This is a genomic window from Novosphingobium sp., from assembly GCF_039595395.1.
GTDB lineage: Bacteria > Pseudomonadota > Alphaproteobacteria > Sphingomonadales > Sphingomonadaceae > Novosphingobium.
The window spans coordinates 506,464-530,745 of the sequence record NZ_JBCNLP010000006.1 but is presented as its reverse complement, the minus strand read 5'-3'; the positions used below and the strand labels follow the sequence as shown (position 1 = coordinate 530,745).

General features: G+C 63.7%; 20 protein-coding genes and 1 pseudogene. 13 read left to right on the top strand and 8 right to left on the bottom strand.

Annotation, left to right across the window (positions count from 1 at the left end):
- Positions 1-58 precede the first annotated feature (58 nt).
- Positions 59-1,048, bottom strand: coding sequence for an alpha/beta hydrolase (locus tag ABDW49_RS22375; protein WP_343615378.1), 990 nt, complete (start codon positions 1,046-1,048; stop codon positions 59-61).
- A gap of 312 nt (positions 1,049-1,360) precedes the next feature.
- Between ABDW49_RS22375 and ABDW49_RS22370 the strand changes: the two are divergent.
- Positions 1,361-1,989 (top strand): annotated as a pseudogene (locus tag ABDW49_RS22370) (response regulator transcription factor).
- Positions 1,990-2,290: 301 nt separating this feature from the next.
- On the top strand, positions 2,291-2,539 hold the full coding sequence (locus ABDW49_RS22365; RefSeq protein ID WP_343615376.1) for a hypothetical protein: 249 nt from the start codon (positions 2,291-2,293) through the stop codon (positions 2,537-2,539).
- A 19-nt stretch (positions 2,540-2,558) separates the two neighbouring features.
- On the opposite strand, the gene ABDW49_RS22360 is transcribed toward ABDW49_RS22365, so the two are convergent.
- Complete coding sequence (locus ABDW49_RS22360) at positions 2,559-3,542, bottom strand: LysR family transcriptional regulator (protein WP_343615374.1); 984 nt, start codon at positions 3,540-3,542, stop codon at positions 2,559-2,561.
- Positions 3,543-3,596: 54 nt separating this feature from the next.
- On the bottom strand, positions 3,597-4,034 hold the full coding sequence (locus ABDW49_RS22355; RefSeq protein ID WP_343615373.1) for a DoxX family protein: 438 nt from the start codon (positions 4,032-4,034) through the stop codon (positions 3,597-3,599).
- A gap of 305 nt (positions 4,035-4,339) precedes the next feature.
- On the opposite strand from ABDW49_RS22355, the gene ABDW49_RS22350 reads away from it, so the two are divergent.
- Together ABDW49_RS22350 and ABDW49_RS22345 are read left to right on the top strand one after the other, a co-directional pair.
- Positions 4,340-7,375, top strand: coding sequence for an ATP-binding protein (locus tag ABDW49_RS22350; RefSeq protein WP_343615371.1), 3,036 nt, complete (start codon positions 4,340-4,342; stop codon positions 7,373-7,375).
- Between the two features lie 321 nt (positions 7,376-7,696).
- A complete protein-coding gene (locus ABDW49_RS22345; RefSeq protein WP_343615370.1) occupies positions 7,697-8,311 on the top strand; it encodes a response regulator transcription factor in 615 nt (204 codons plus the stop codon).
- 143 nt (positions 8,312-8,454) lie between these two features.
- Here the strand turns inward: ABDW49_RS22345 and ABDW49_RS22340 are convergent, their stop codons facing one another.
- Entirely contained in the window at positions 8,455-10,032 is a 1,578-nt protein-coding gene (locus ABDW49_RS22340; protein WP_343615369.1) for an ATP-binding protein, read from the bottom strand.
- A gap of 446 nt (positions 10,033-10,478) precedes the next feature.
- Between ABDW49_RS22340 and wrbA the strand changes: the two genes are divergently transcribed.
- The gene (wrbA, locus tag ABDW49_RS22335) at positions 10,479-11,078 is read left to right on the top strand and encodes an NAD(P)H:quinone oxidoreductase (RefSeq protein ID WP_343615368.1); all 600 of its coding nucleotides are present in this window, start codon (positions 10,479-10,481) and stop codon (positions 11,076-11,078) included.
- A 723-nt stretch (positions 11,079-11,801) separates the two neighbouring features.
- Here wrbA and ABDW49_RS22330 read toward each other — a convergent pair.
- The 3 genes from ABDW49_RS22330 to ABDW49_RS22320 form a co-directional block, all read right to left on the bottom strand.
- The gene (locus tag ABDW49_RS22330; RefSeq protein ID WP_343615367.1) at positions 11,802-12,821 is read right to left on the bottom strand and encodes an alpha/beta hydrolase; all 1,020 of its coding nucleotides are present in this window, start codon (positions 12,819-12,821) and stop codon (positions 11,802-11,804) included.
- A gap of 220 nt (positions 12,822-13,041) precedes the next feature.
- Positions 13,042-14,502 (bottom strand): ATP-binding protein, encoded by a 1,461-nt coding sequence (locus ABDW49_RS22325; protein WP_343615366.1) that lies wholly within the window; start codon positions 14,500-14,502, stop codon positions 13,042-13,044.
- A 109-nt stretch (positions 14,503-14,611) separates the two neighbouring features.
- The gene (locus ABDW49_RS22320) at positions 14,612-14,998 is read right to left on the bottom strand and encodes a response regulator (RefSeq protein WP_343615365.1); all 387 of its coding nucleotides are present in this window, start codon (positions 14,996-14,998) and stop codon (positions 14,612-14,614) included.
- A gap of 216 nt (positions 14,999-15,214) precedes the next feature.
- On the opposite strand from ABDW49_RS22320, the gene ABDW49_RS22315 reads away from it, so the two are divergent.
- Entirely contained in the window at positions 15,215-16,036 is an 822-nt protein-coding gene (locus ABDW49_RS22315) for an alpha/beta hydrolase (RefSeq protein ID WP_343615364.1), read from the top strand.
- 79 nt (positions 16,037-16,115) lie between these two features.
- Positions 16,116-16,496, top strand: coding sequence for a nuclear transport factor 2 family protein (locus ABDW49_RS22310; RefSeq protein WP_343615363.1), 381 nt, complete (start codon positions 16,116-16,118; stop codon positions 16,494-16,496).
- A gap of 44 nt (positions 16,497-16,540) precedes the next feature.
- Here the strand turns inward: ABDW49_RS22310 and ABDW49_RS22305 are convergent, their stop codons facing one another.
- Entirely contained in the window at positions 16,541-17,131 is a 591-nt protein-coding gene (locus ABDW49_RS22305) for a response regulator (protein WP_343615361.1), read from the bottom strand.
- 252 nt (positions 17,132-17,383) lie between these two features.
- On the opposite strand from ABDW49_RS22305, the gene ABDW49_RS22300 reads away from it, so the two are divergent.
- From ABDW49_RS22300 to ABDW49_RS22275, 6 genes are all read left to right on the top strand, one after another.
- Complete coding sequence (locus ABDW49_RS22300; RefSeq protein ID WP_343615360.1) at positions 17,384-18,919, top strand: ATP-binding protein; 1,536 nt, start codon at positions 17,384-17,386, stop codon at positions 18,917-18,919.
- 500 nt (positions 18,920-19,419) lie between these two features.
- A complete protein-coding gene (locus tag ABDW49_RS22295; protein ID WP_343615359.1) occupies positions 19,420-20,643 on the top strand; it encodes an epoxide hydrolase family protein in 1,224 nt (407 codons plus the stop codon).
- 89 nt (positions 20,644-20,732) lie between these two features.
- Positions 20,733-21,272, top strand: coding sequence for a VOC family protein (locus ABDW49_RS22290; RefSeq protein ID WP_343615357.1), 540 nt, complete (start codon positions 20,733-20,735; stop codon positions 21,270-21,272).
- Between the two features lies 1 nt (position 21,273).
- Positions 21,274-21,630: an antibiotic biosynthesis monooxygenase family protein gene (locus tag ABDW49_RS22285; protein WP_343615355.1), complete on the top strand. Its 357-nt coding sequence runs from the start codon at positions 21,274-21,276 to the stop codon at positions 21,628-21,630.
- A gap of 84 nt (positions 21,631-21,714) precedes the next feature.
- The gene (locus ABDW49_RS22280; protein WP_343615353.1) at positions 21,715-22,626 is read left to right on the top strand and encodes a LysR family transcriptional regulator; all 912 of its coding nucleotides are present in this window, start codon (positions 21,715-21,717) and stop codon (positions 22,624-22,626) included.
- Positions 22,627-23,001: 375 nt separating this feature from the next.
- Positions 23,002-24,282: an epoxide hydrolase gene (locus tag ABDW49_RS22275; RefSeq protein WP_343615351.1), complete on the top strand. Its 1,281-nt coding sequence runs from the start codon at positions 23,002-23,004 to the stop codon at positions 24,280-24,282.

The following is a 24,282-nucleotide window of genomic DNA, read 5'->3' as shown; positions in this document are numbered from 1 at the left end:
ATATACCGACCTCTGCGGCAGGCGAGAACGGTGGCGAGCCGAGTCCCCTGCCCTCTCGTCATTTCAGGAACGCCTGCAACTGGGCGGTGAGAAAGGCTGGGTCTTCCTCGGGAATGAAATGGCCCGTCTCGGCTCTCACCATCCTGAAGTCGGAAGCCTTCGAAGAGAGCACGCCCTGCAGCCAGGCGTAGCCGGGGCCTCCGACCGCCAGCACAGGCATCTTCAGCGTGGGATAGCTCTCATCATCGGCGATGTCCTGTGGAAAGGCCTGATACCAGGCATCGCCGGCGCGGATCGCCTCGGGGCTCGTGTAAGCGGCCTGATAGACGGCCCGGTCGAGGGCGTCGATCGTCGTCTCGTCGCGGGTCAGATAGTGGAAGAACCAGTCCTGCTCCATGCGGATGCGTCCGTCGGCCATCAGTTGCTCCGGCAGGCCCTTCACCTGATGGAAGGCGAACCACCAGACATAGGCATGCGAACCATCGCCCACCTTGTCGCCGAAAGTGCCGACGCCGGGCAGCATCGGCCAGGTGGCGAGACTCTTGTCTGGCGGGGCCACATCGACCAGCACCAGACGCCTCACCAGATCGGGCGAGGTCGCGGCGAGCGAATAGGCCACCATCGAACCGATGTCGTGGCCAACCACGTCGGCCTTGCCACCGCCCAGATGGCGGATCAGCGCGGCGATGTCCGCAGCCATGGTCTTCTTGTCATAGCCATCGGCAGGCTTCTGCGAACCTCCCATGCCGCGCAGATCGACCGCCACCACCCGATGCGTGCGGGCCAGTTGGGGCATGATCCGATGCCACTCCCACCAGGTCTCGGGCCAGCCGGGCAGCAGGACCACCAAGGGACCCTTGCCCCCCACGACATAATGCAGACGGATACCGTTGGCCTCGACCGTCTCGCTGGAAAAGCCTTCCAGCCGACCGGCCAGCGCCGCATCGGAAAGGTCCACTGCAGCAGGAGCAGCCTGCGCGTGAAGCGAAGGCGAAATCAGGCCAGCCAGCAGAGCCATCCGGGCAACCATGGATCGAAGGGTTTTCATAGCGAGACCTCTTGAGCAGTCAGCTTCCGAAGAAGACCGGGTTGCCGCCAATCTGCGCTTTTCCTGGAAATCCGCAGCCCACACCTGAAGGTCTCCCTCTCAGACGAAGAGGCAGGACAATCATGCGCTTGTATGACTGGCGCCATCGTCGCTTCCTGCACATGGAAGGATGCCGGTAGGCTCCGGCCAAGATATACAGAGAGCATGTGATGAAGATCCTGCCTGCCAGATCGCCCTGCCACCTTTCGGCGGATGACCGATGCGAGAGACCGGGGACAGACAGGGAATGTGGGCCATGGCGGGCATAGGCCGGTGAGCGGGAACACCGCCATTCGCGTCCTGGTGGTCGATGATCATCCGATCGTCCGCGAAGGCATCACCTCGCTGCTTGAAAGCCAGCCGGATATGACGGTGGTAGGAGAAGCCGGCGACGGCGGGGAAGCGATCGACCTGTTTCGCTCCTTGTGCCCGGATGTCACGCTCATGGACATCCAGATGCCGGGGGTCAACGGCACCCAGGCCATCGCAACGATCCGAGCCGAGGCCCTCAGGCGATCATCCTGGTCCTCTCGACATATGCGAGTGACGCACAGGCAGCCCGCGCGCTCAAGGCGGGTGCCTCCGGATATCTGGTCAAGAGCAGCCTCCGCAAGGAACTGATCGAGGCGATCCGTTCCGTGCATGGCGGAGAGCTTCATCTGGATGCCGATATCGCCGCCAGGCTGGCCATTCCGCCAGCCGACAGCCTCGTGAGCAATCGAGAAATCGACGTCCTCAAGCTCATCGCACTCGGCCTTTCGAACCGTGCGATCGGCCTCCAGCTCGGTATTTCCGAAGAGACGGTCAAAACCCATCTCAAGGGCATGTTCGGCAAGCTGCGTGTGGCCGACAGGACCCATGCCGTAATCGAGGCGATCCGCCAGGGCATTAGCGAAATCTGATGACGCCGGTTTTCTGCTTACGGGGTGCGCTAGGCGGCCACACCCGAATACCGGGCTTTCGATAGCGCTTGGAAGCTCCGAAGCTGGGCGCGCTTATACGATGGAGGCAAACCTCACTTTTACAGTCCACCCGGGCACGTTATGCGCGTGCGACATGCTTCATCTTTCACGCCGGGTTGAGAGAGAGTGGAAAATTCCATAGCTTATTATTTTCAATAATGTCTGGTTTCTGGCGCCAGCAAGACGCCGATGGCGCCACCGCCTCTCCCGGCGGCAAGATGCAAAGAAGGAGCAAGATGACATGAAATACGGATTGATCGCCGCTCTGGCGTTGCTGGCGGGGACGGCGGTTCAGGCACAAACCGCCCCATCGGACGCGGCCCCTGCCAAGCCGGTGAAGGAAAAGCGGATCTGCCGCGCCGAGGAAGACACCAGCTCGATCGTCGCCAAGCGCATCTGCCATACCAAGGCCGAATGGAGCGCCATCGACGGAGCTCAGGAGAATTCAGTGGATACCGCCGCCCTGCAAAGGAGCAACCAACGACGCTGACATGGGCTTTGGGCCGGGGTCACAGCGCTTGCGGTGATTCCGGCTCCTTGGCGTCAACCTGCGGATCATGCATCACCTCTTCGGCGGGGACATCGCCATGCAGACTGCGGGTGATGCCCGCCAATGGTGAAATCAACCGGCTGGTGAGAGCATCGAGCGCCACACGCACCTTGAGCGGCAGGTAATCGCCTGAAGGATACAGCGCCGTCACCGGCGTGGAGGGGCCGCTCCAGTCGGGCAGGATCCGCTCAAGCCGGCCAACCGCCAGCAAATGGGCGACATCGAAATCCGAGGCAAAGGCGATGCCGAGCCCGGCAATCGCCCAATCCGCCAGCGTTTCGCCATTGTTGGCCCGCAGCCGCCCGGGTCGGTCGATCAGTTCGCGCTTGCCTTGTCCATCCACGAGAGTCCAGGCCTCATGCCCGTTGCAGAGCAGCTTGTGGCTCTCCAGATCGCCCGGTCTTTTGGGACGCCCCTGCGCGGCCAGATAGGCCGGCGAGGCGACCAGAATGCGCCGGCTGTCCGCCAGCTTGCGCATCATCGCCGAGCTGTCTCCCAGCCCGCCGATCCGGATGGCCAGATCCAGCCCTTCCCCCACCAGATCGACGAAGCGATCCTCCAGTGCGAGCGAGATCGACAGGCCCGGATAACGCCCGGTCAGCGCGCCGAGAATGGGGGCGATATGCCGCCGCCCCAAGGCAACCGGCGCGCTGACGCGCAGCGTTCCGGATGGCTCACTGCGGCCACGGGCTAGATAGTCCTCGGCGGAGGCCAGGGCATCGAGCGCCTGCTCGACACCCCGGAGCAACCGCGCCCCCGCCTCGGTGGGCGACAGAGCGCGCGTGGTGCGGTTGATCAGCCGCACACCGGTCCGGCGCTCCAGCGCGCGCAGCCGCTTGCTGACCACCGCCAGGCTGGCCCCCAGCTCACGGGCGGCGGAGGTCAGGCTGCCCGTGCCCAGAATGGCCCGGAAGGTCTTGAGTTCATTCAGATCACCCAGCATCCTGCCCTCCAGACGGTTTGGGCTTTGCCCTTGCGGAAGGATCGATACGCCGCATCACGCCTGACGCGCATCGAGGCTGAGACGGCCACCGCCCAGAGCGACGACATGAAGCAGCCCGCCTGCCATGGCGATGTTCTTGAAGAAATTGAGAAACTGGTTCTGATCGTCCAGATTGGCATGGAAGAGGATGGCCGTCGCCAGCGCATAGAGGAAGAAGATCGCGGCGATCCAACGGGTCCGAAGGCCCAGCAGCAGCGCAAGCCCGCCCAGAACCTCCAGACCAGTGGAAAGGCCATAGGCCACCTCTGCCAGCGGAACGCCCGAAGCGCGGATGAAGGCGATGGTCGTGCCCGACGCGGCAAGCTTGGCAGCGCCCGACAGCAGAAAGATCGCGCTGATCATCGCGCGGCCCAGCGCGGGCACCACGGAGATGAGCGCGCCGCCCGGTGCTGCTGCCGTGGCTTTGCCATAAGCGAGTGTGTGAGCGTTCATGGTCGATCTCCTTGCAGACGGCGCGTCACAGGCTGCCGTTGCTGCATCTCTAGCGACAAAGCGACCGTGATCAGATCAGACGCGCAGATGACCCCATCATATCTTGGCGCGGACCGTTCATACGCCGGTGTGGTTCGCGCCAGAAAATCCGTTCGCACCCGGCGATCGATACGGAGGTCTGGTTGACGATGCTTTGCCTGTTTCGCAAAAAGGGTGCCTGAACCGGCATCACGCAATCGATGCATCCCGGACGGGGCCATTCAAAAACCATGATCTTGCTTCGACGATCAGATCAGTGGGCAGGCTTGCTGATCGCATCCCTGCTCGCGCTCTTGCTGCTGGCGATGCCATACGGCGCGCTGGCGCAAAAACCCGTTCCGGACACGCCCCGCCTGGCGGCCAGCTTCAAGCATTTCGCCTATTCTTCTGATAACGGCTCCCCGCCCGATGTCGGAACGATTGCCCAAGGGCCCAATGGCGACCTGTGGCTGGCGAGCACCAATGGCCTGTTTCTCTTCGATGGCCTGCAGTTCCAGCGGTTTCAACCTGCGGGCTCAGACCGGCTTCGCAGCGATCTGACCTATTCGATGTTTATCGACAGCCGGGGCCGCGTCTTTTTCGGCTATTACAGCGGCGGGGCATCGATGGTTGTCGACGGGCGGGTCCGCTCCTTTGAGGAGGGCCTTCCCACAGGGCCGATCAAGGGCTTTGCCGAGGATCATCAGGGCCGGATCTGGGCCATTTCGGTCAAGGGCCTCTCGTGGTTTGACGGAACGCGCTGGCATGCCCTTCAGGGTGGGCTCAAGGCTCAGGACGGCCCCCTCTATGTGATGCTGGTGGCCAGGGACGGCACCCTGTGGATCGCCACGCAATCGGCCCTGCTGTTCATCCGCCCCGGCAAGCTGACCGTCGAGCGCACCACCGTGCCCGTGAGGGAAGCGTGGACACTGGCCCAAGGCCCGGACGGGCGGCTCTGGTTGTCTGACGAGGCCCATGGCACGCGCCCCATTGCGCCTCAGCCCGGCACTCTGCCTGTCGCCCTGCCGCCACCGTCCGCCTTTCATGGCCTTGTCGCGCGCCGACTGCTGTTCGACCGTTCGGGCGGCTTGTGGATGGCGCTGCAACGTCAGCCCGGCCTGATGCGTCTGGCCCATCCCGAGACCGTCCGCACAGGAAGTCCGGTGACCGAGCGTGATATCACCACCCGCTACCGCGAGAAGGGCGGACTAACCTCGGATCTCGTCGGCGCCTTGTTCGAGGACCGCCATGGCGTGGTTTGGGCCGGTTCACGCCTTGGCATCGATCGCTTCTCGCCGGTGAGTTACGGTCGCCGGGACGAAATCTCCGGCGTGCCGAGAACCGGCTTTCGCGCGGCACAATCGGCGAGCGGCACATTGGCCATCGCGGATGACGACACGATCGGGCTCTACACGCGCGATGAGCGCCTTCAAAAGACCCTCAAGGCACCAGGCACGGTGCGCGGAATCTGCACCGGCGGCGCGGAGCAGATGTACGCGGGTGGCGATTTCGGCCTGTCACAGATCGTCAATGGCAGGCTCAAGCAGATCGCCATCCCTGCCGGCCTGAAGGGGCCGATGCTGATGGATTGCCAGATCGACCGGGCCGGGCGCATCTGGATCCTCACCCGGCAGGATGGCATCTTCCGCCTGCAGGCGGGGCGTTGGACACAGGTGATCGCTCAGGAGGCGATCGGCGCCGCATCGCCCAGAGTGATGGTGCTCGACCGGCAGGACCGGCTCTGGCTCGGGCTGGACCACCACGGGCTGGCGCTGTTTACCAATGGAACCCTGCGCCGCTTTGGTGCCGAGAGCGGCCTCGACATCGGCTTTGTACAATCGGCGCAGGTACTTGATGACGGCATGCTGCTGGGCGGAGAGCTTGGCATTGCCGTCTTCGATGGGCAGCGCTTCCACGCATTGACCGCGCGCGATTATCCGCAATTCAGCCTGGTCTCCGGGATCGCGCGGGATCGCATCGGCGGTGTCTGGATCAGCGGCAGCCGGGGGATCACCCATCTGTCGGGCCCGGCATGGTCGCAGCTGTTTTCGCAGCCACGGGGTCATTCTGTGGCACGCAGCCTCGACGCCGTGACCGAGATGCCTTTCTATTCCCAGCTGAACTGCTGCGCGAACACCATTTTGCCAGCAGCATCAGGGCGTCTGTGGTTCTTCACCGCCCAGGGGGTGGCCCAACGCGACGTCACCCAACACGGCCCGCCGCCCGTGGCGCCGCGCCCCATCATCCGCCTGATCACATCCAATGGGCAGGCGCTTCCCGCCTCCCGGATGCTGACGCTGGCCAAAGGCCATCCCGACATCAACATCGAATACACCTCGGACAGCATCGCGGAGGCGCCGCAGATCCGTTTCCGTTATCGCTTGACGGGAGGATCGGAGCAGGGCTGGACCGATGCCGGATCGGGCCGTCAGGCAGCCTATACCGCGCTGGACAACGGCAGCTACCGGTTTGAACTGCAGGCCCGCGATGCAAGCGGCCGCTGGAATCCCGAGACCGTGGCGATCAACTTCACCGTTCCGCCCACATTCCTGCAAACGCTGTGGCCCAAGGTGATCGGCGCGATCGCCGCGATGGCGTTGATGGCTCTGATCTACCGTGTCAGGCTTGGCTATGCGGTGGAAACGCTTCGCAAGCGGCTGGAGGAACGCACGCGGGAGCGGGAGCGGATCGCGCGGGACCTGCATGATACGCTGCTGCAATCGGTGCAGGCGCTGATCTTCCGTGTGGAACGTGCGCGCAAGAAGATGGAGCCCGGTTCGCCTGCCTTCACCGAACTCGACGCCTCGCTGGAGCAGGCGGAGGATGTGCTTGAGGAAACGCGGCGCACTGTCCAGGGTCTGCGCCTGTGGGACGATGATCCTGATCTCGATCACCTGCTCGCCCGGATGGTCACGCGTTTCGCGCAGGCCCCCGACATCAAGACCCGCTTGCAGGTGACCGGCCCGATGGTGCCGCTCAACGCCGAGGTGGGCGAGGAAGTGGAACGCATCATCGGCGAGGCTTTAACCAATGTGCTGCGCCATTCCGATGCGACCGAGGTCATGATTGCGGCCCATGTCGGCCGCAGGGGGCTCAGGATTTCGGTGTCCGACAATGGCGGCGGCATTCCGGAAGATGTGCTGGCCGCCGGGCAGCGCGCCGGTCATTTCGGCCTGTTGGGCATGAGCGAACGGGCAAAGCGCCTCTCTGCCAAGCTGGAGATCGCCAGCTCTGGGGAAAGAGGCACGGAGATCACGTTTGTCATACCGGCTATAGTCGCCTTCAAACCCAGGCACGTCCTTCCCCGTTGGCTTGGCCGGTAACGCGCAGAGCCAGAGCGTTCACAATGCGAAAGCTGCTTGCGGAACCCACGCTCGTTAATATGAAGGGAGACTCAGGGCGGCGATCCCTATGTCCGCAGGCATGGGCAATCATGCGCGCGTATGACTGGCGATACCGCCGATCCTGACGCATGGAGCAAAGCCTCCCCCGAAGGAGGGAGGGAAAGGTTTTCATGACGATGCAACTTGCTGGCACAAGCCGCTTTACGGCATGGCCTGATCTCACGCGGGACTGCGCAATCGGGGACAGTATGAGCATCATCCATCATCATGTGGCGGCCCGCGCTTATGGATAGCGACGACATGATCCGTATACTGGTCGTCGATGATCACCCGGTCCTGCGCGAGGGCATAGCGTCCCTGCTCGAGGATGAGCCCGATATGGTGCTGGTGGGCGAAGCGGGCGATGGGCATGAGGCCATCACCCAGTTCCTTGCGCTGCGTCCCGATGTCACCCTGATGGACATTCAGATGCCCGGTGCCAATGGCACGCAGGCAATCGCCTCGATCCGTGCCGAGGATCCGCTCGCCAGAATCCTCGTGCTCACCACCTATGCCGGGGAAGCACAGGCGGCCCGCGCACTCAAGGCCGGGGCCAGCGGCTATCTGCTCAAGAACAGCCTCCGCAAGGACATGATCGAGGTGATCCGCGTCATTCATGGCGGCGCGCGCCATGTCGATCCCGATCTGGCGGCACGCCTCGCCTTTCCCGCCCAGGATCTGCCGCTGGGCGAACGAGAAAGCGAAGTGCTGCGCCTGATCGCGATCGGCAATTCGAACCGGGCAGTCGCCAACCGGCTCGGCATTTCGGAAGAGACCGTCAAGACCCATCTCAAGAGCGTCTTTACCAAGCTGCGCGTCTCCGACCGCACCCATGCCGTCACCGAAGCGATCCGCCGTGGCATCATCGAAATCTGAGAGACTGTTTGGAAATCCGCCGGAAGCCGGATTTGCGGCACCTTGCGGCGACGCATCCCACACTCATCCCGGATTGGCAATGGCATGCTGTGCCAGCTCGCGACGGCGTGCCACCGGTGATCCGGGCCTATATCGCCTGACCATCATGGCGGCGGTGCGATTTCGGACAGCGATGATACAAGAGGCAGGCTGACCTGAAAGATTGTGCCGCCTTGAGGGCGGGGCCGTGCCTCAATCGTTCCACCATGGCTCTCCACGATGCTCTTCGAGACCGAGAGCCCCATGCCCATGCCGCCCTGCTTGGTGGTGAAAAAGGCCTCGAACACCCTGTCCGGAGCGATCTTGCCGAAGCCGGGCCCCTCATCCTCGACCCTGATCGACACCGATGCCTCCCCGCATTGCGCATGCAGGACGATCTGGCGGGCGCCTTCCGGCATCTCCGCCATGGCCTGCGCCGCATTGACGATCAGATTGATCACCACCTGCTGCAACTGGATACGGTCACCCATCATCTCGCCAGCCGCCCCGCCAATGTCCAGAGCCAGCGTCGCCCCCAGCCCCTTGACCTGACTGCGCGTGATCTCGACAGCCTCGCGAAGCATGGCGGGAAGATCGAAGGCCTTCGCCTCGCCGGTGTCCTTGAAGGCCATCTGCCTTGTGCGGTGGATGATATGGGCGGCGCGCTCGGCCTCGCCGATCAGTTGGCGGATCGCCAGCCGCGCCTCGGCCACATCGGGCTCGCCGCGCGCCAGCCAACGCAAAGCCGCATGGCCGCTGGTCACTACGGCGGCCAGCGGCTGGTTGACCTCATGGGTGATCGAGGCGACCATCTCGCCCAGCATCGAGACGCGGGCGGCATGGGCCAGATCGTGCTGCGCCTTGGCCAGCGCCTGTTCGCGCGCCACACGCTCGCTGATGTCGACCAGCCCGACCACGACGATGACATGCTCCTCGCGGTTCTTGGGGTAGGCCGCGCTGATCAGCACATTGAACAGCGAGCCATCCTCGCGCCGCATCAGCGTTTCACCCTCGAAGGCCGCCTTGCCTGCCAGATAGCCCAGGAACACCTCGTTCCACACCTCAAGGCTCGCATCGGGGCACCACCAGCCCATCATGCGGCCAGCCGCCTCGCGCGGATCGACGCCCAGCACCTGCGAGGCCTTTTCATTCATCGCCAGCACCGGGGTGACATCAAGCACCCGGCGCACCAACCCAAGGTCATTGGCGATCAGCGCCTTAAGGTCGGGCACGCGCCCTTCCAGATCGGCCACAAAGGCCCGGACAGGGGTGAGGTCGATCTCCCAGAAACCCACCGCCGTGCCATCGAAGATGCTGTGGAAGCGGTGTTGCTCTCGCGAGAGATCGAAGACCAGCGTATGAAAGCCCTCGAAGCCACGCGCGCCCATCAGCGGAATGTAGCGGATCGCGGCATCGCGCCACACGCCGCTCCAATGCGGCACCTCGGCTTCCAGCGAGACGCATTCACCCTGCGCCACCACATCGAGATAGGGCAGCCGGGTCTGATAGGCGGCCTCGCCCAGAAAATCGCGCATATGCAGGCCCACCAGTTCTGCGGGGCTGCGTCCATACCATTGATTATGATGCTCATTGGCAAAGCGGCAGATGTGATTGGCATCGAAATAGGAAATCAGCACCGGCACGGCATCGGCAGGGGAAATCGCCGGCGCATGCCGCAAGGGCAGCAGAAAGGGTTCAGCCATGACAGGCCGATGCCCGACAACGGATCGTCTGCGAGATCAAACACATATGCCGCGAGCCCTGAACGCGGCGCGCTGGGGGTGGGCGCCGCGTTCAGAATCCTATGGGAGATGCTAAATCGGGACAATTCCCAGTCCGGGTGGGCCATCCACTCCCCCGATCGAGGGGGCTGAAGCATCGTGCGACAAGGTGGGGCCCGGTTTTTCGCGAAAACGATGCGACAGCCAAGAGCCCGTTTGGAACATGCGCGAAAGCGCATATCCAGCGCGGCACCAGCCGGATTTCCAAACATACTCTAAAAAATCGGGAGCGCGACGCCCCGGCCTGATCCGGCATCGACAATGCCAAGTCCATCATACCTGCGCATGATCGTCTCAGCTGGTGGTAGAATGGCGTGTCCCGCCCGCTCTGCCATCAAGGGGCGAGATTTTCTTGAAAGGATGATCCCATGGCAAAAGTTCTGGTGCTCTATTATTCAAGCTACGGCCATATCGAGACGATGGCCGGGGCCATCGCCCAAGGCGCCCGCGAGGCAGGCGCACAGGTCGACATCAAGCGCGTGCCCGAAACCGTTCCCGAGGAGATCGCCAAGGGCGCCCATTTCAAGCTGGAGCAGGGCGCCCCTGTCGCCACGATCGCCGAACTGGCTGATTATGACGCCATCATCGTGGGCACTGGCACGCGTTTTGGCCGCATGTCCTCGCAGATGGCGGCCTTCCTCGATCAGGCCGGAGGCCTGTGGATGCGCGGCGCGCTGAACGGCAAGGTGGGCGCGGCCTTCACTTCCACCGGCACGCAGCATGGAGGTCAGGAAGTGACGCTCTTCTCGATCATCACCAATCTGCTGCATTTCGGCATGACCATCGTGGGCCTGCCCTACAGCCACCAGGGCCAGATGACGCTGGAGGAAATCACCGGAGGGTCGCCCTATGGCGCCACCACCATCGCGGGCGGCGACGGCAGCCGCCAGCCCAGTGCCATCGAACTGGAAGGTGCGCGCCATCAGGGCGAGCTGGTGGCCAAAACGGCGATCAAGCTCTTCGGCTGATCCGAAGGATTGCCCGTCATCCATCGCCCAATCAGGGACGGCAGGCAAGAGGTCCGGGGCATCACGGTGCTTCCCCCCGCCGTGATATCCCCGCCTCGTTCCATAGCCGACACGAAAGGCCGGAGTGACTCGGATGCAGTCACCCCGGCCTTTGCCTATATGCGATCAAGTCGCTTGTGTCGGCGTTCATCACCTCGGATAAGCCTCCGACGAAATCATGAGCGAGGCAGTTTCAGGCATTGGCTGAAGTTGCCCTCCCGCGTTCCGTCAGCTCTCGCACATGGAATATGCAGCCCGGCTTTCAGCGCCGTGATTTCCGGCCCACTCACCGAGATTGGCGGGCCCTGCGTGCTCGGCGACTGTCGGCGGACCATCGCTCGCACCATGGTCCTGCCGAAAGTCTGGCGTCCCGCGATCGGAACCACGATCCTAGCATAGCCCTACGAAGATGCCGTGGCTGTCACGTGGCAACGCCTATGGATCGGTCGTGCCGGTCAGAGCTACCGGGTGGACGTGGGATCAGCACCAACGCCACCGCACAGGTCAGGTCAGCTCGCTCAACTCGCGTCCACCGCCCTGCATGTGAGCGTCAGTCTCTATGTCCAGCTGCGAATATGCCTGCGAGCCGCTTTCCGGCCCGCAGGCATTCAACGCTCCAGATCACGTCAGAGGCCAAGGGCGTGCGTGCCGACCGGCAGCCTCGCGCCCTTGCCCTACCCCGCTTTAGCGCAGCTTTTCACGCAGGAAGGCGATGGCCTGGACCATGGCGGCGCGGGTCTGCGGGGTGGCGCTCACTGCATTGAGCATCACGAAGTCGTGGATCGTGCCATCGTAGCGGGTAACCACAGTGGGCACGCCCGCCGCCGTCAGCTTGCGGCCATAGGCCTCGCCCTCGTCGCGCAGCACGTCATTCTCGTCGGTGATGACCAGCGCGGGGGGCAGATCGCGCAGCTGCTCAAGGCTGGCGTTGATCGGCGAGACATGGATGTCCGCGCGCTTGGCGACGTCGGGCAGATAGGCGTTCCAGAACCACGCCATGGCGGGCTTGGTCAGCCAGGGCCCGTTGGCGAATTGTGTGTAGGAGGGGGTGGCCATGCCGGCATCCGTAACGGGATAGAACAGCAGCTGCGCCTTGAAGGTGGGTCCTTTGCGCTCCTTGGCCATCAGGCTGACGACAGCGGCCATATTGCCGCCCACGCTGTCGCCCGCGATGGCGATACGCGCCGGATCACCGCCGAATTCGGCAGCATGCTCCGCCACATAGGCGGTGGTGGCGTAATCCTCCTCGATGGCGACGGGGTAGCGGTTCTCGGGCGAGCGGTCGTAATCGACGAAGATCAGAACGGCATTGACGCCCACCGCCAGTTCGCGCACCAGCCGGTCATGGGTGGCGGGGCTGCCCATCACCCAGCCCGCGCCATGGTAGTACACGATGATCGGCAGCGTGCCGCTGACGCCCGCCGGGCGGATCACGCGGATCTTCGTGCTGCCCTTGGGACCGACGGGCAAGGTGCGGGCCTCATTGGTGACGGCGGGCGCCTCGATGGCTCCGGCCTGAGCGCCTTCCAGCACCTGACGGGCCTGATCGGGCGTGACGGTGTAGATCGGCTTGGCGCCCTTGAGCACGTCGATGAAATGCTGCACGCCGGGATCGAGCACCGGCTCGGCGGCCATGGCGGTGGCGGCGGAGAGCGAAACGCCCGCCAGGGCAGCAGCACCGAACATCTTGAACATCTTGCGCATTGTCTTGTCCTTCAACTGGCCGACCTCGTCGGTCCGGATGCATCGAACCTGCCGAAGCGAAGGACTTTCAGCCATCATACGCACTCATGAAGCTGCTACACTTCCAGCAGGAATGCCTATACGCCGGTATGGTCACAACCACCCACCATTTCATTGACTTGAAATGATTTATGGACCTCGGAGAGTGGGGCTAACGCCACTCAGCATCGGGGGGCGGAGATCACGCCCTACGCGGAAGAACGACCACGACACGCGTCCCAACATCGTGCCCAGCCCCTGCGAACGCGATCGTGCCGTGATGAGCCTCGACGATGGATCGGCAGATGGTCAGCCCAAGCCCGAGCGCTCCGGGACGTGTCGTGAAAAACGGCTCGAAAGCCCGCATCGCGGTCTCGCCGGCCATGCCTCGCCCAAGATCGTTGACCACGATGGAGCATTCCATCTCGGTCGCGGCGGTCTCAATCACGATCCTCGCCTCGTTGCCGCTCTCTACGCAGGCCTCGACAGCATTGCCGATCAGATTGACCAGCAGTTGCTGAAGCAGGATGCGGTCACCCGCGACCTGTGCGTCCCCCGCGCCCGGATGGACCAGCAGATGCGCCCGCGGAAACTGCCGCCCTGCAGGGCCGGCAATCGCCTCGACCAGCGCGTCGATCTCCAAAGGAAGCTGTTCCGGCATCGCGCGGCTGACCAGCTGTCGCACCCGGTTGACCACCTCGCCGGCATTCTCCGCATCGCGCGCCGCCTGACCGATCGCTGCCAGAGCCTCGCCTATCTCGGGTTCCGGGCGATCGAGCCAGCGCCGGGCCGCCTCCATGCTGGTTCTGACAGCCGTCACCGGCTGGCTGACCTCATGGGCGATTGATGCGGACATCTGTCCCACCGTCGCAGCGCGAAAGGCTCTGTCCAATTCCGATCTCGTTCGCTCGATATCGTCCTGGAGGCGCTTGCGTTCGGTCATATCGGTAACGCTGCCGCTGATGCGGCCAAGCCCGGCGCCGCGCGGAAAGGTCAACGCCACGAAGACATCGACCGGTTCACCGTGCCAGTTGCGCAGGCGCGCTTCGGTCTCGAAGATCCCGCCTCCGCCATCGAGAACGATCATGCCTTCGATGAAGCTTTCGTCGCCCTCGGGCAGGATCTGGGACAGACGGGTGAAGAACGGCTCACCCTCCGGCACCTGCAGCAGCTTGAATGCGCTGCAGTTGGCATTGGCGATCGGGACCAGCCCCCTTAGGCGGGTCACCACCTCGGGGTGGCGATGAAAATGCTCTCTGAGATCCAGAACACCGGCCAAGCGCAGTCTCGCAAGCTCCTGCTGCAAAACCCGGAAATCATGCTCCCAGATCGCAACGGCCAGCGTATCGAAGATCGTGCGATAGCGAACATCCTGATCCTGGAATGCCTGCTGCATCCCGCGATTGCGCAAGAGCAGCGAGATTGTGACGCCCAGAATGGCCAGACTGAAGAGAAGACGCAGTTCAGATCCCGCTTCGCCATTCATGGCATGCGTCAGCAGGAAGCTCGATATGGACAGGATCGCGCCTGCCATGCCGAAGCTCAGGATGCGACGGTAGCCGACTCCATCGTCCGCAACGACGGGAACCAGAATATAGAGGACCGCGACGGCGCTTTGCCAAGGCGTGAACGTGTCCACCGCGAAGATGAGCGCCGCGATCAACCATGAGGCAAGCCATCGCAGGCGAGAGAAATCGCCTGCCCGCCTCGGGATGGGGTGAGCCCTTGAAGACATGAAACTGCTCCTGTCGGCTCCGTCGTCGGTAGAACGGCTAAACCTCGCCGGATGACATCAGGCCCTCGATCAGATCCACGATCATGTCGGGATCGCAGGGTTTGGCCAGAAAGCGGTACGCCCCACCGGCCCTAGCCTGCTCGCGCACCCGCTCGTCGGGGAATGCCGTCATCAGGATCACCGGCAATTCCGGACGGTTCTTTCCGACATGCGCCAGCAGATCGATGCCGGAGCGCCCTGGCATCTGTATGTCGCTGAGGACGCACACATAGCGGGCAAGATCGGCTTCGAGAAAGGCGTCGGCCGATGCGAACGCCTCAGGCTTGACGTCGATCGAGCGCATCAACGTCGAGAGCCCGGCACGGATGCCGTCCTCGTCATCGACGATGGCTACGATAGGCTTTGAGATAGGCTGGGTATTCAAGGAAAGGACCTGTCTGTCATTGCGGGGAGAATGCCCGTCCTCTTCTCCTAAAGGTCGGCGGGTCGCAGGGGAATTATACGCGAGTGTGATGAGGGTTCCGCCGCATGTTTCTCCCTAAACCTATGTATGAGAACAGCAGACAAGCGGACAGCAGCGCAATACCGCCGAACCCGGTAGATTCGGGCCATCCAATCACTTCCACGGATGGAGGCGCAGATGAGCTATTTCACGGTCAAGGACGACACGAACATCTTCTACAAGGACTGGGGTTCGGGCCAGCCGGTGGTCTTCTCGCATGGCTGGCCGCTTTCGGGCGATGCCTGGGACAATCAGATGATGTTCCTGGGTCAGCGCGGCTATCGCGTCATCGCGCATGACCGCCGCAGCCACGGTCGCAGCGACCAGACCTGGGGCGGCAACACGATGGACCAGTTCGCCGACGACCTGGCCGAACTGATCGACCATCTCGACCTCAAGGATGCGGTTCTGGTCGGCCATTCGACCGGCGGCGGCGAGGTCGCCCGCTATATCGGCCGCCATGGCACCGGTCGCGTCGCCAAGGCGGTGCTGCTCGGCGCGGTGCCGCCGATCATGCTGAAGAGCGAGACCAACCCTGCCGGCACGCCGATGGAGGCCTTCGACGGCATCCGCGCGGGCACGCTGGCCGATCGCGCCCAGTTCTTCATGGATCTGGCCACGCCCTTCTACAACTTCAACCGCGATGGCGTGGCAGTGAGCCAGGGCCTGCGCGACGGTTTCCAGCGCCTTGGCCTGCAGGCTGGCATCAAGGGCGCCTATGACTGCATCCGCGAATTCTCCGAGACCGATTTCACCGAAGATCTGAATAAGATCGACGTGCCCACGCTGGTCGTCCATGGCGACGACGACCAGATCGTGCCGATCGCGGCCTCGGCGCAGCTCACGGCGAAGCTGGTGCCCGGCGCCACGCTCAAGGTCTATCCGGGCGGCAGCCACGGACTGGCCCAGTCCACGCCTGATGCCTTCAACGCCGACCTCCTGGCCTTCATCCAGGAGTAATCCAGCCAGCGCTAATCCTGCGCCGATGGGCGAAGTCCCCGCCCATCGGCGTTCCATCCGAACAGAAGGGAAGCGAGACATGCAGCAACTCAATGGTTCCGAGCCCGCCTTTGGCGCCATTCTCCTCGGCAATCTCAACCGCGTCTTCAACGAACGCAACGCCGCGCGTCGGCTCGAAGCCATGGCCGAGTTCTGGGCCGAGGATGCGGTGATGTTCGAAGCGGACACCGTCCATTTCGGCCTGAAGGCGATTTCCGATAATGTCGGTGCCGTACAGGCGCGCCTGCCTGAGGACATCCGCTTCATGCCGGCAGGCGAGGCCATCGCCAATCACGGCAGCGCCATGCTACGCTGGCAGGCCGGCAGCGAGGACGGCCGGACCGCCGTTTCGGGTACCGATATCGCCATGTTCAAGAATCAGCGCATCCACAGCATGCATGTCTATCTCGACCCGTTCTGACGCACCGGTGGCTCTGCGGATGTCCGATGCTCGTCGCTATCGGATCAACCCGGAGCCGCCAGAGCCTCGGCGATCTTGACGAATTCCGCCAGATTCTTCGCCCCCATCTTGCGCATGGCGTTTCCGCGATGGATCTTGACCGTGATCTCCGAAAGATCGAGATCATAGGCGATCTGCTTGTTCATCTTCCCGGTGACGACCAGATCCATCACCTGCCTTTCTCGGGCGGTCAAAGTGGCAAGGCGCTCGCGCAGCGCGACGCCCTTTTGACGGCCTGCACGCCGACTGGCGTCCTTTTCCAGCGCCAGCGCGACGGCATCGAGCATGTCCTGCTCGCGGAACGGCTTGGGCAGGAAATCCACGGCTCCGGCCTTCATGCCCCGCACCGTCATGGGAATATCCCCATGGCCGGTCATCAGCACGATCGGCATGTCCATCTCCGATCTGGCCAGCTGTGCCTGGAAATCGAGCCCGTTGGTACCGGGCAGGCGAATATCGAGCACAAGGCAGCCAGCCTCGCCCGCGCGCCCGGAGTTCATGAATTCGGCGGTCGATCCATAGCAATGGGTTTCATAGCCGACCGAGCGGAACAGGCTGTCAAGCGCGGCACGCAAGGCGGCATCGTCGTCGATCACGTGGATCGCGGGTGCCTGCGTTTCGTTCGTTTGCGCCAGTGGTCCCATGTGCTCATTTGTCCATCAAGGCCGCGGAAACGTCAATCCGCCCCGTCTCGGCCATCCATATTCGCGCAAGTGTCTGATCGCGAAGCACCCGACGCGCAAGCATACGCAGGGATAGGGCTACAAAGTCTGCTCCCGGGACTAGACAACCCCTGATCGGGCGGAACATGGATAGTCGCCAGCAAGTCGGTGGGAGCCTGTGTTCGCATGATTGATGAGCTGCGGCACGCCAGTGTCGATGCCGTGCCCGCGCTGATGTCCTTCTTCGATGCGGATCACATCTGCCGCTTCGCCAACGAACATCACCGGCAGTGGTATGGCCGCGCGCCCGAAGACCTTGTCGGCCTCCACATGCGCGAATTCGTGGGGCCAGAGGCCTATGTGGCGCGAGCGCGCTGGCTGGATCTGGTCGCAGCCGGTGAAACGGTCGCCTTCGAGAATACGGTCCCCCATCGGGACGGGACACGCCGGGAGGCTTCAGTCCGCTATGTGCCTCGCATGGGCTCGGAAGGCTTCGAAGGCTTCTTCGTCCTCGTGGTCGATCTGGCCCCTCAACTCCATCGCTATCACCGCATCTTCGAGGCCACCGTCGTCGCCTTCTGGGAGATCGACCTTTCCGACATGCATGCAAGCTTCGTCGACGCGGTTGGCACGCAGGACCCGATCACATGGCTACGAGCCCATCCCGAATTCTCGCGCGATGCGCTCGATCGCTGCACAGTCCTCGATCTCAACAGCCGGGCCGAACACATGTTCGGCGTCACCCGTGAAAAGGCGCTCGCCACGCCTTTCGGCCACTGGTGCCCGCCTGCCTGCGAGCAGCATATGCTCGACAATCTGGTCGCCTATCTCTCGGGGAAGGACGGTTTCGAAGGCGAGACGCTGATGCGCCGCGCCGACGGCAGCCTGCTTCCCGTCCACATCAGCACGGCCTTCCCCCGTCAGGCCCTCACCCGCCCGGCAGGCACCTTCGCCATCATGGACATCAGCGAACGCGTCGCGCGCGAGGAGGCGCTTGCCCAGGCCCATGCGGAGCTGGCCCATGCCGCGCGTGTCGCCACTTTGGGTGAACTCACCGCTTCGATCGCACATGAGGTCAATCAGCCGCTGGCCGCCATCGTCACCAACGGCAATGCCGCGCAGCGCTGGCTTCGCCGCCCCATCCCGGATCTGGGAGAGGCAGGCGAGGCCATCGAACGGATGATCGCGGAAGGGACGCGCGCCGCCCAGATCATCAGCCGCACCCGGCAATTGGCGACAAAAAGCGCGAGCGAACGCGCGACCATCGCCTGCGGCCCCATGGTCGCCGAAGCGGTCGCCATCGTCGAACGCCAGATTTCCGGCCTCGGCGCGCGGCTGCGCATCGATCTCGCCGAAGGGCTTCCACTGATCCATGTAGACCGGATCCAGTTGCAGCAGGTCATCATCAATCTCCTGGTGAACGCCGCGCAAGCCATGGCCGGGCACGGTTCCGCACTGAGGATCATCGATGTGCGGGCGTGGCATGAAGATGGCCGGGTCGTCATCGAGGTTTCCGATACCGGCCCCGGCTTCAGCGACGAGCAGGCCAGTCAGCTCTTCAACGCCTTCTACACCACCAAGGCGACCGGCATGGGCATCGGCCTGTCGGTATCCAGGACGATCATCGAGGCTCACGAGGGAACCATCACGGCCGACAGCCTGCCCGGCGGCGGAGCGCGGTTTCGCATCAGCCTGGCCCCCTCCGGACGGCAATCGGCTTAGACAGCCGACCCGGGTTGCGCCGTTCATACGAAGGTATGCACCCCGGATCCGCGCGTAGAATACCTTTCGAGACCTGCATGAGCGAAAAGCCCCCTCAAGAGATCGGCGATCTTTTTCGAGGATAGGGCTCATGGGCAGCTTACGGCATATTTCCCTTCCAGGCGCCATCATCCTGCTGGCGACGCTGGTGTTCCGGTTGTCGGGTCCGGAAGCCGAGTGGCTGCTGGACTCGTTGTCGCACCTGCGCAGGCGGCTCGCGACGCCCCCCCTTTCGCCGGAGCCGGTATTTCGGCGCGCGCAGATCCGGGCCCACCGTCCATCCCCATGGATTCTGAAACCAATGACGGACGGATACCCGTTCGCCAGCCACCTCCTATTTGCCTTTCATCCTCCTCCCCCAGCCTCAACTTCCTTTCGGAGACACGCCATGGACAAGGTCCTTAATCGAACGCAACCGGGCGAAACCAGCCGCCGCTCCCTGCTCGCCGGGGGAAATCGCGGTGGGCGCCGGCGCACTGGCCCTGTCCGGCGCGCCGGCCGCCGCGGCGACGCCCAGGTCCCCGGACCATTTTACCCTGCCACCCGCCACCGACGCGATCGTTCCCTTCCGGGTCGTCATCGACCCCACCGCCATCTCGCGGCTGCGTCAGCGCCTTGCGCTGACCCGCTGGCCCGAGAAGGAGACGGTCGACGACTGGTCGCAAGGCGTGCCGCTGGCCACCATGCAGGACTTCACCGCCTACTGGCGTGACCATTACGACATGACCCGGCTCGCCCGCCGCATGAATGCCTTCCCACAGTTCCGCACAAGGATCGATGGGCTGGGGATCCATTTCATCCATGTCCGCTCGAAGCATGCCAATGCCACGCCGATCATCCTCACGCATGGCTGGCCGGGCTCGGTGGTCGAGTTCCTCAAGATCATCGGACCTCTGACCGATCCCGAGGCGCACGGCGGCAACGCGGAGGACGCCTTCCATGTCGTCATCCCCTCGCTCCCCGGCTTTGGCTTTTCCGACAAGCCCACGGAAAAAGGCTGGGGCCTGCAGCGCATCGCCAAGGCATGGGCCACGCTGATGACGCGCCTTGGCTACTCCCATTATCTGGCGCAGGGCGGCGACTGGGGCGCAGGCGTCACCACCTGGATGGCCAAGCAGCATGCGCCCGGCCTGTCGGGCGTGCACCTCAACCTGCCGATTTTCTTCCCGCCTCCCATCGAGGGCAAACCCACCCCCGAGGAAGAGGCCTCGATCGCTCAGCTGGTCGCTTTCAACAACGACAAGTCGGCCTATGCCAAGCTGATGGCCACGCGCCCCCAGACCATCGGCTATGCGCTGACGGATAGCCCCGTGGGTCAGGCTGCCTGGATCTACGAAAAGTTCGGCGAGTGGACCGACACCAAGCATCGGCCCGAGGACGAGCTGACGCGAGACGAGATGCTCGACAACATCATGCTCTACTGGCTGACCGAGACGGCTGCCTCCTCGGCCCGGCTCTATGCCGAGAGCTTCTTCTCGGATTTCTCGCCGCAAAAGCTGGACATCCCCGTGGGCGTCACAGTCTTCCCCGGCGAACTGTTCCGCGCCCTGAAGATCTGGGGCGACAGGATGTACTCAAAGCTCGCCTACTGGAACGAGGTGCCCAAAGGCGGTCATTTCGCGGCCTTCGAGCAACCCGAGATCTTCGTGCAGGAGATGCGGCTGGCGAGGACGAAGCTGCTGTGACGACCCAGCCGGTCTCTCGCCGTCCTTCGGCCCCGTCCAGGCATGTCCTGCGCCGCAGAAGGGGAAGCGCTCTGATCGCTGCCGCAGCCATGACCCTGCCCGGCCATCAGGCCGTCTCGGCCGAGCCCGTACCGCCCACGCAACTGCAGACCTCCGGCATCGACCATGTCGGCATCAATGTTCCCGATGCCGAGGCGGCGATCGCCTTCTATCGCGAGCTGCTGGGTGCCACGGTCGTCTCCGACATCCGTCCGGCAGAGGCCGGTGCGGAGTGGAAGCGGCGCTTCCGCTGGCATGCTTCGGCACGGCTGGCGCGGCTGGTGATGATCGCCATACCCGGCGGCGCGAAGATCGAGCTTTTCGAGTACGATACGCCGGAAGGCTCGCACGACCACCCGCATCAGGACGATGCCGGGGCGACGCATATCGCGCTGAAAGCGCAGGATATCGACCGCAGCATCGCGGTCCTCAAGGCCCGTGGCCTCACGATCCTGAACGATCCCATCGCGCTGCCCGACGGCAGCCGGTGGTTCTATTTCCTGACGCCTTGGGGGTCGCAGATGGAGCTGGTCTTCCCTCCAGCCTCCCAGATCCCCGCGACGACGACCATCCAAAGAAAGGGAAGATAAGATGGCTGACCATGACAAGAACCTGCCCACGGAAGTGACCGTAAGCGCATATTACCGCGTTCATCCCGAGGACCGGCAGACGTTCATCAACGCGGTGATCCCGGAAATGACGGCGACCCGCAAGATGCCCGGCTGCATTTACTACGCCTTCGCGCAGGACCTGATCGACCCCAACACCTTCCATCTGACCGAAGGTTGGGCCGATTTCGATGCCTATGAGGCCCACGAAAACGCCGACACCTTCCTCGCTGCCCTGGCGACCGTCGTCCAGAACGTCCGCATCCTTCACCGCGAAGGCGTGCGCTACGACACGGCGCGGATGCATATCGACGACCCCCGCGACAAGGTCACCGCATAAGCAGCTTGCCTGTCCGGCTATCCTTCGGACGGGCAAGTCCAGCGGAGCAGCCCACGCGCGGGCTGCTCCGATCGGGAGAGAAATTTGGATCAGATCGCTGCCCTGCGGGTCTTCACCCGGATCGTGGAAAGTGGTTCGCTGGCAAAGGCGGCGGCATCGCTCAACGTGCCGCGCTCGACGGTGAGCAAGCTGCTGCAGGACCTGGAAGCCCATCTGGGCGTACATCTGATTGCGCGCAGCACCAGAGCCGCGACGATCACGCCGGAAGGCCAGGACTACTATCGCGACGCCATCCGGCTTCTCCGCGACCTGGACGACATGGACACGGCCGCGAGAGGGCCATCCGCGAGGCCGACCGGCCGTCTGCGGGTCGATATCGGGTCGTCTCTGGCCAATCTGGTGCTGATCCCCAGGCTTTCCGACTTTGTCTGCCGCTTTCCCGACATCGAGCTTGTCCTGGGCGTGAGCGACCGTTCCGTCGACCTCATCGGTGACGGTGTCGATTGCGCCATTCGCGGTGGCGTGTTGAGCGATTCCTCGCTGATCGCCCGCAAGCTGGGCGAGCTGGCTTTCGTGACCTGTGCTGCCCCGGCCTATGTAGAGCGATATGGACTGCCCGTGACGATCGCCGACCTTCTCGCAGAACACCGGGCTCTGCGATACTTTTCCGCCTCGACAGGCACCAACTTCCCGCTTCGCTTCAACGAGGGTGGACAATCTCACGAGCTGCATCCGCGACTGAATGTCGCCGTCAACGAGAGCACCGCGCATATGACCGCCCTGCTTTCGGGGCTCGGAATCGGTCAGACATTCGAGTTCGTGGCCCGCCCCTATCTTGCCGATGGAAGGCTCGTCGAGATTTTTCCGGCGCTTCAGCCAAGGCCTTTCCCGCTCCATCTCGTCTATCCGGCTGGCCGCGCACAGAGCGCGAAGCTGCGTGCATTTGCCGATTGGGCCATCGAGATTTTCGCCAGCACCATCCGACCGGGCGCTTGACCGCGCTGGCAAATCCAATCGAGATCGCAAGCATGATCCCGCGATCGCACAGCCTCTGACGGCTGTTGCGATCGTTTTGCTTCGTCATGCTCACATGGTTCCGGCGTCCACAACGGTGAATTGAGAATAGCTGAGACGGGCACTTATCGGCATCCTTTTCTCCTCCCATCTCAGGGGCATCGCACCGAACGATGCACCGCCAGCGTTGCGACCGAAGCCTTGAACCACCCACATGATCATACGCGGGTATGACCAGCCGAAACCTAGATGTCGCTGCCTCACCCCTGCGTCTGATCCCCCAGCCCGCCGCCATGCCGTAAATCCATTCACATGCCGAACGCGACGGGCGTTCACCTCAGCAATGGGATCACCTCCATGATCGAAACCCCCGCCCCCCTCTCCCGCCGCGCCGCGCTTGGCGCTTCGGCCCCGCTCGCCGCCCTGGCCAGCGCAGCCGGTGGCCTGATCGCCACCCAGGTCAGCGCACAGGGTCTGGCGCTGCCCGCCGCCAGCGATGCGATCACACCTTTCCGCGTCAATGTGCCGCAGGTGGCGATCGACGATCTCAAGCTGCGCCTGAGCATGACCCGCCTGCCCGAACATGAGACCGGCTCCGACTGGTCGCAGGGCGTGCCGCTGGCCAAGACGCAGGCACTGATCGCCTATTGGCGCGACCATTACGACTGGCGGGCCTTCGAGCGCCGGATCAATGCCATTCCTCAGTTCCGCACCGAGATCGACGGCCTTGGCATCCATTTCCTGCACATCCGCTCCAAGCATGCCAACGCCCTGCCGATCATCCTGACCCACGGCTGGCCGGGCTCCTTCGTCGAGTTCCTCGATGTCATCGGCCCGCTGACCGACCCAGAAGCCCATGGCGGTAAGGCGGAGGACGCCTTCCATGTGGTGATCCCTTCGCAGCCCGGCTTCGGCTTCTCCGACAAGCCGACCGGCACCGGCTGGAACGTGGTGCGCACCGCGCAGGCCTGGGGCGTTCTGATGAAGCGTCTGGGCTACACCAAATGGGTGGCTCAGGGTGGCGACTGGGGCTCGGGCGTCACCCATGCGCTGGGCCATGTGCGGCCCGAGGGGCTGGTGGCCGCACATGTCAACTGGCCGCTGGTCTTCCCCGCCAAGCTGCCCGACAACCCCACGCCCGAGGAAAAGGCCGCCATTGAGGCCGCCGGGCGCTTCGGCAGCGATCTCATCGGCTATTTCGTCGAACAGGCAACGCGGCCCCAGACGGTTGCCTATGGCCTTGCGGACTCGCCGGTGGGTCAGGCGACATGGATCTATGAGAAATTCCAGGCCTGGACCGACAATCACGGCAATCCCGAAGACGCGCTGAGCATCGGGCACATGCTCGACAACATCTCGCTCTACTGGTTCACCGACACCGCCGCGTCCTCGGCCCGGATCTATTGGGAAAACGCCCGAAACGGCGGCGGCTTCGACGCCGGGCGTATCGAACTGCCCATGAGCGCCACCATCTTCCCGCATGAAATCTACCGCGCGCCCAAGGCCTGGGCCCAGGCCCATTGGCCCAACCTCTTCTACTGGAACGAGGTTGATCGCGGCGGCCATTTCGCTGCCTTCGAACAGCCGCAGCTCTTCTCCGAGGAACTGCGCAAGGCTTTCCGCACCATCCGCAACTGA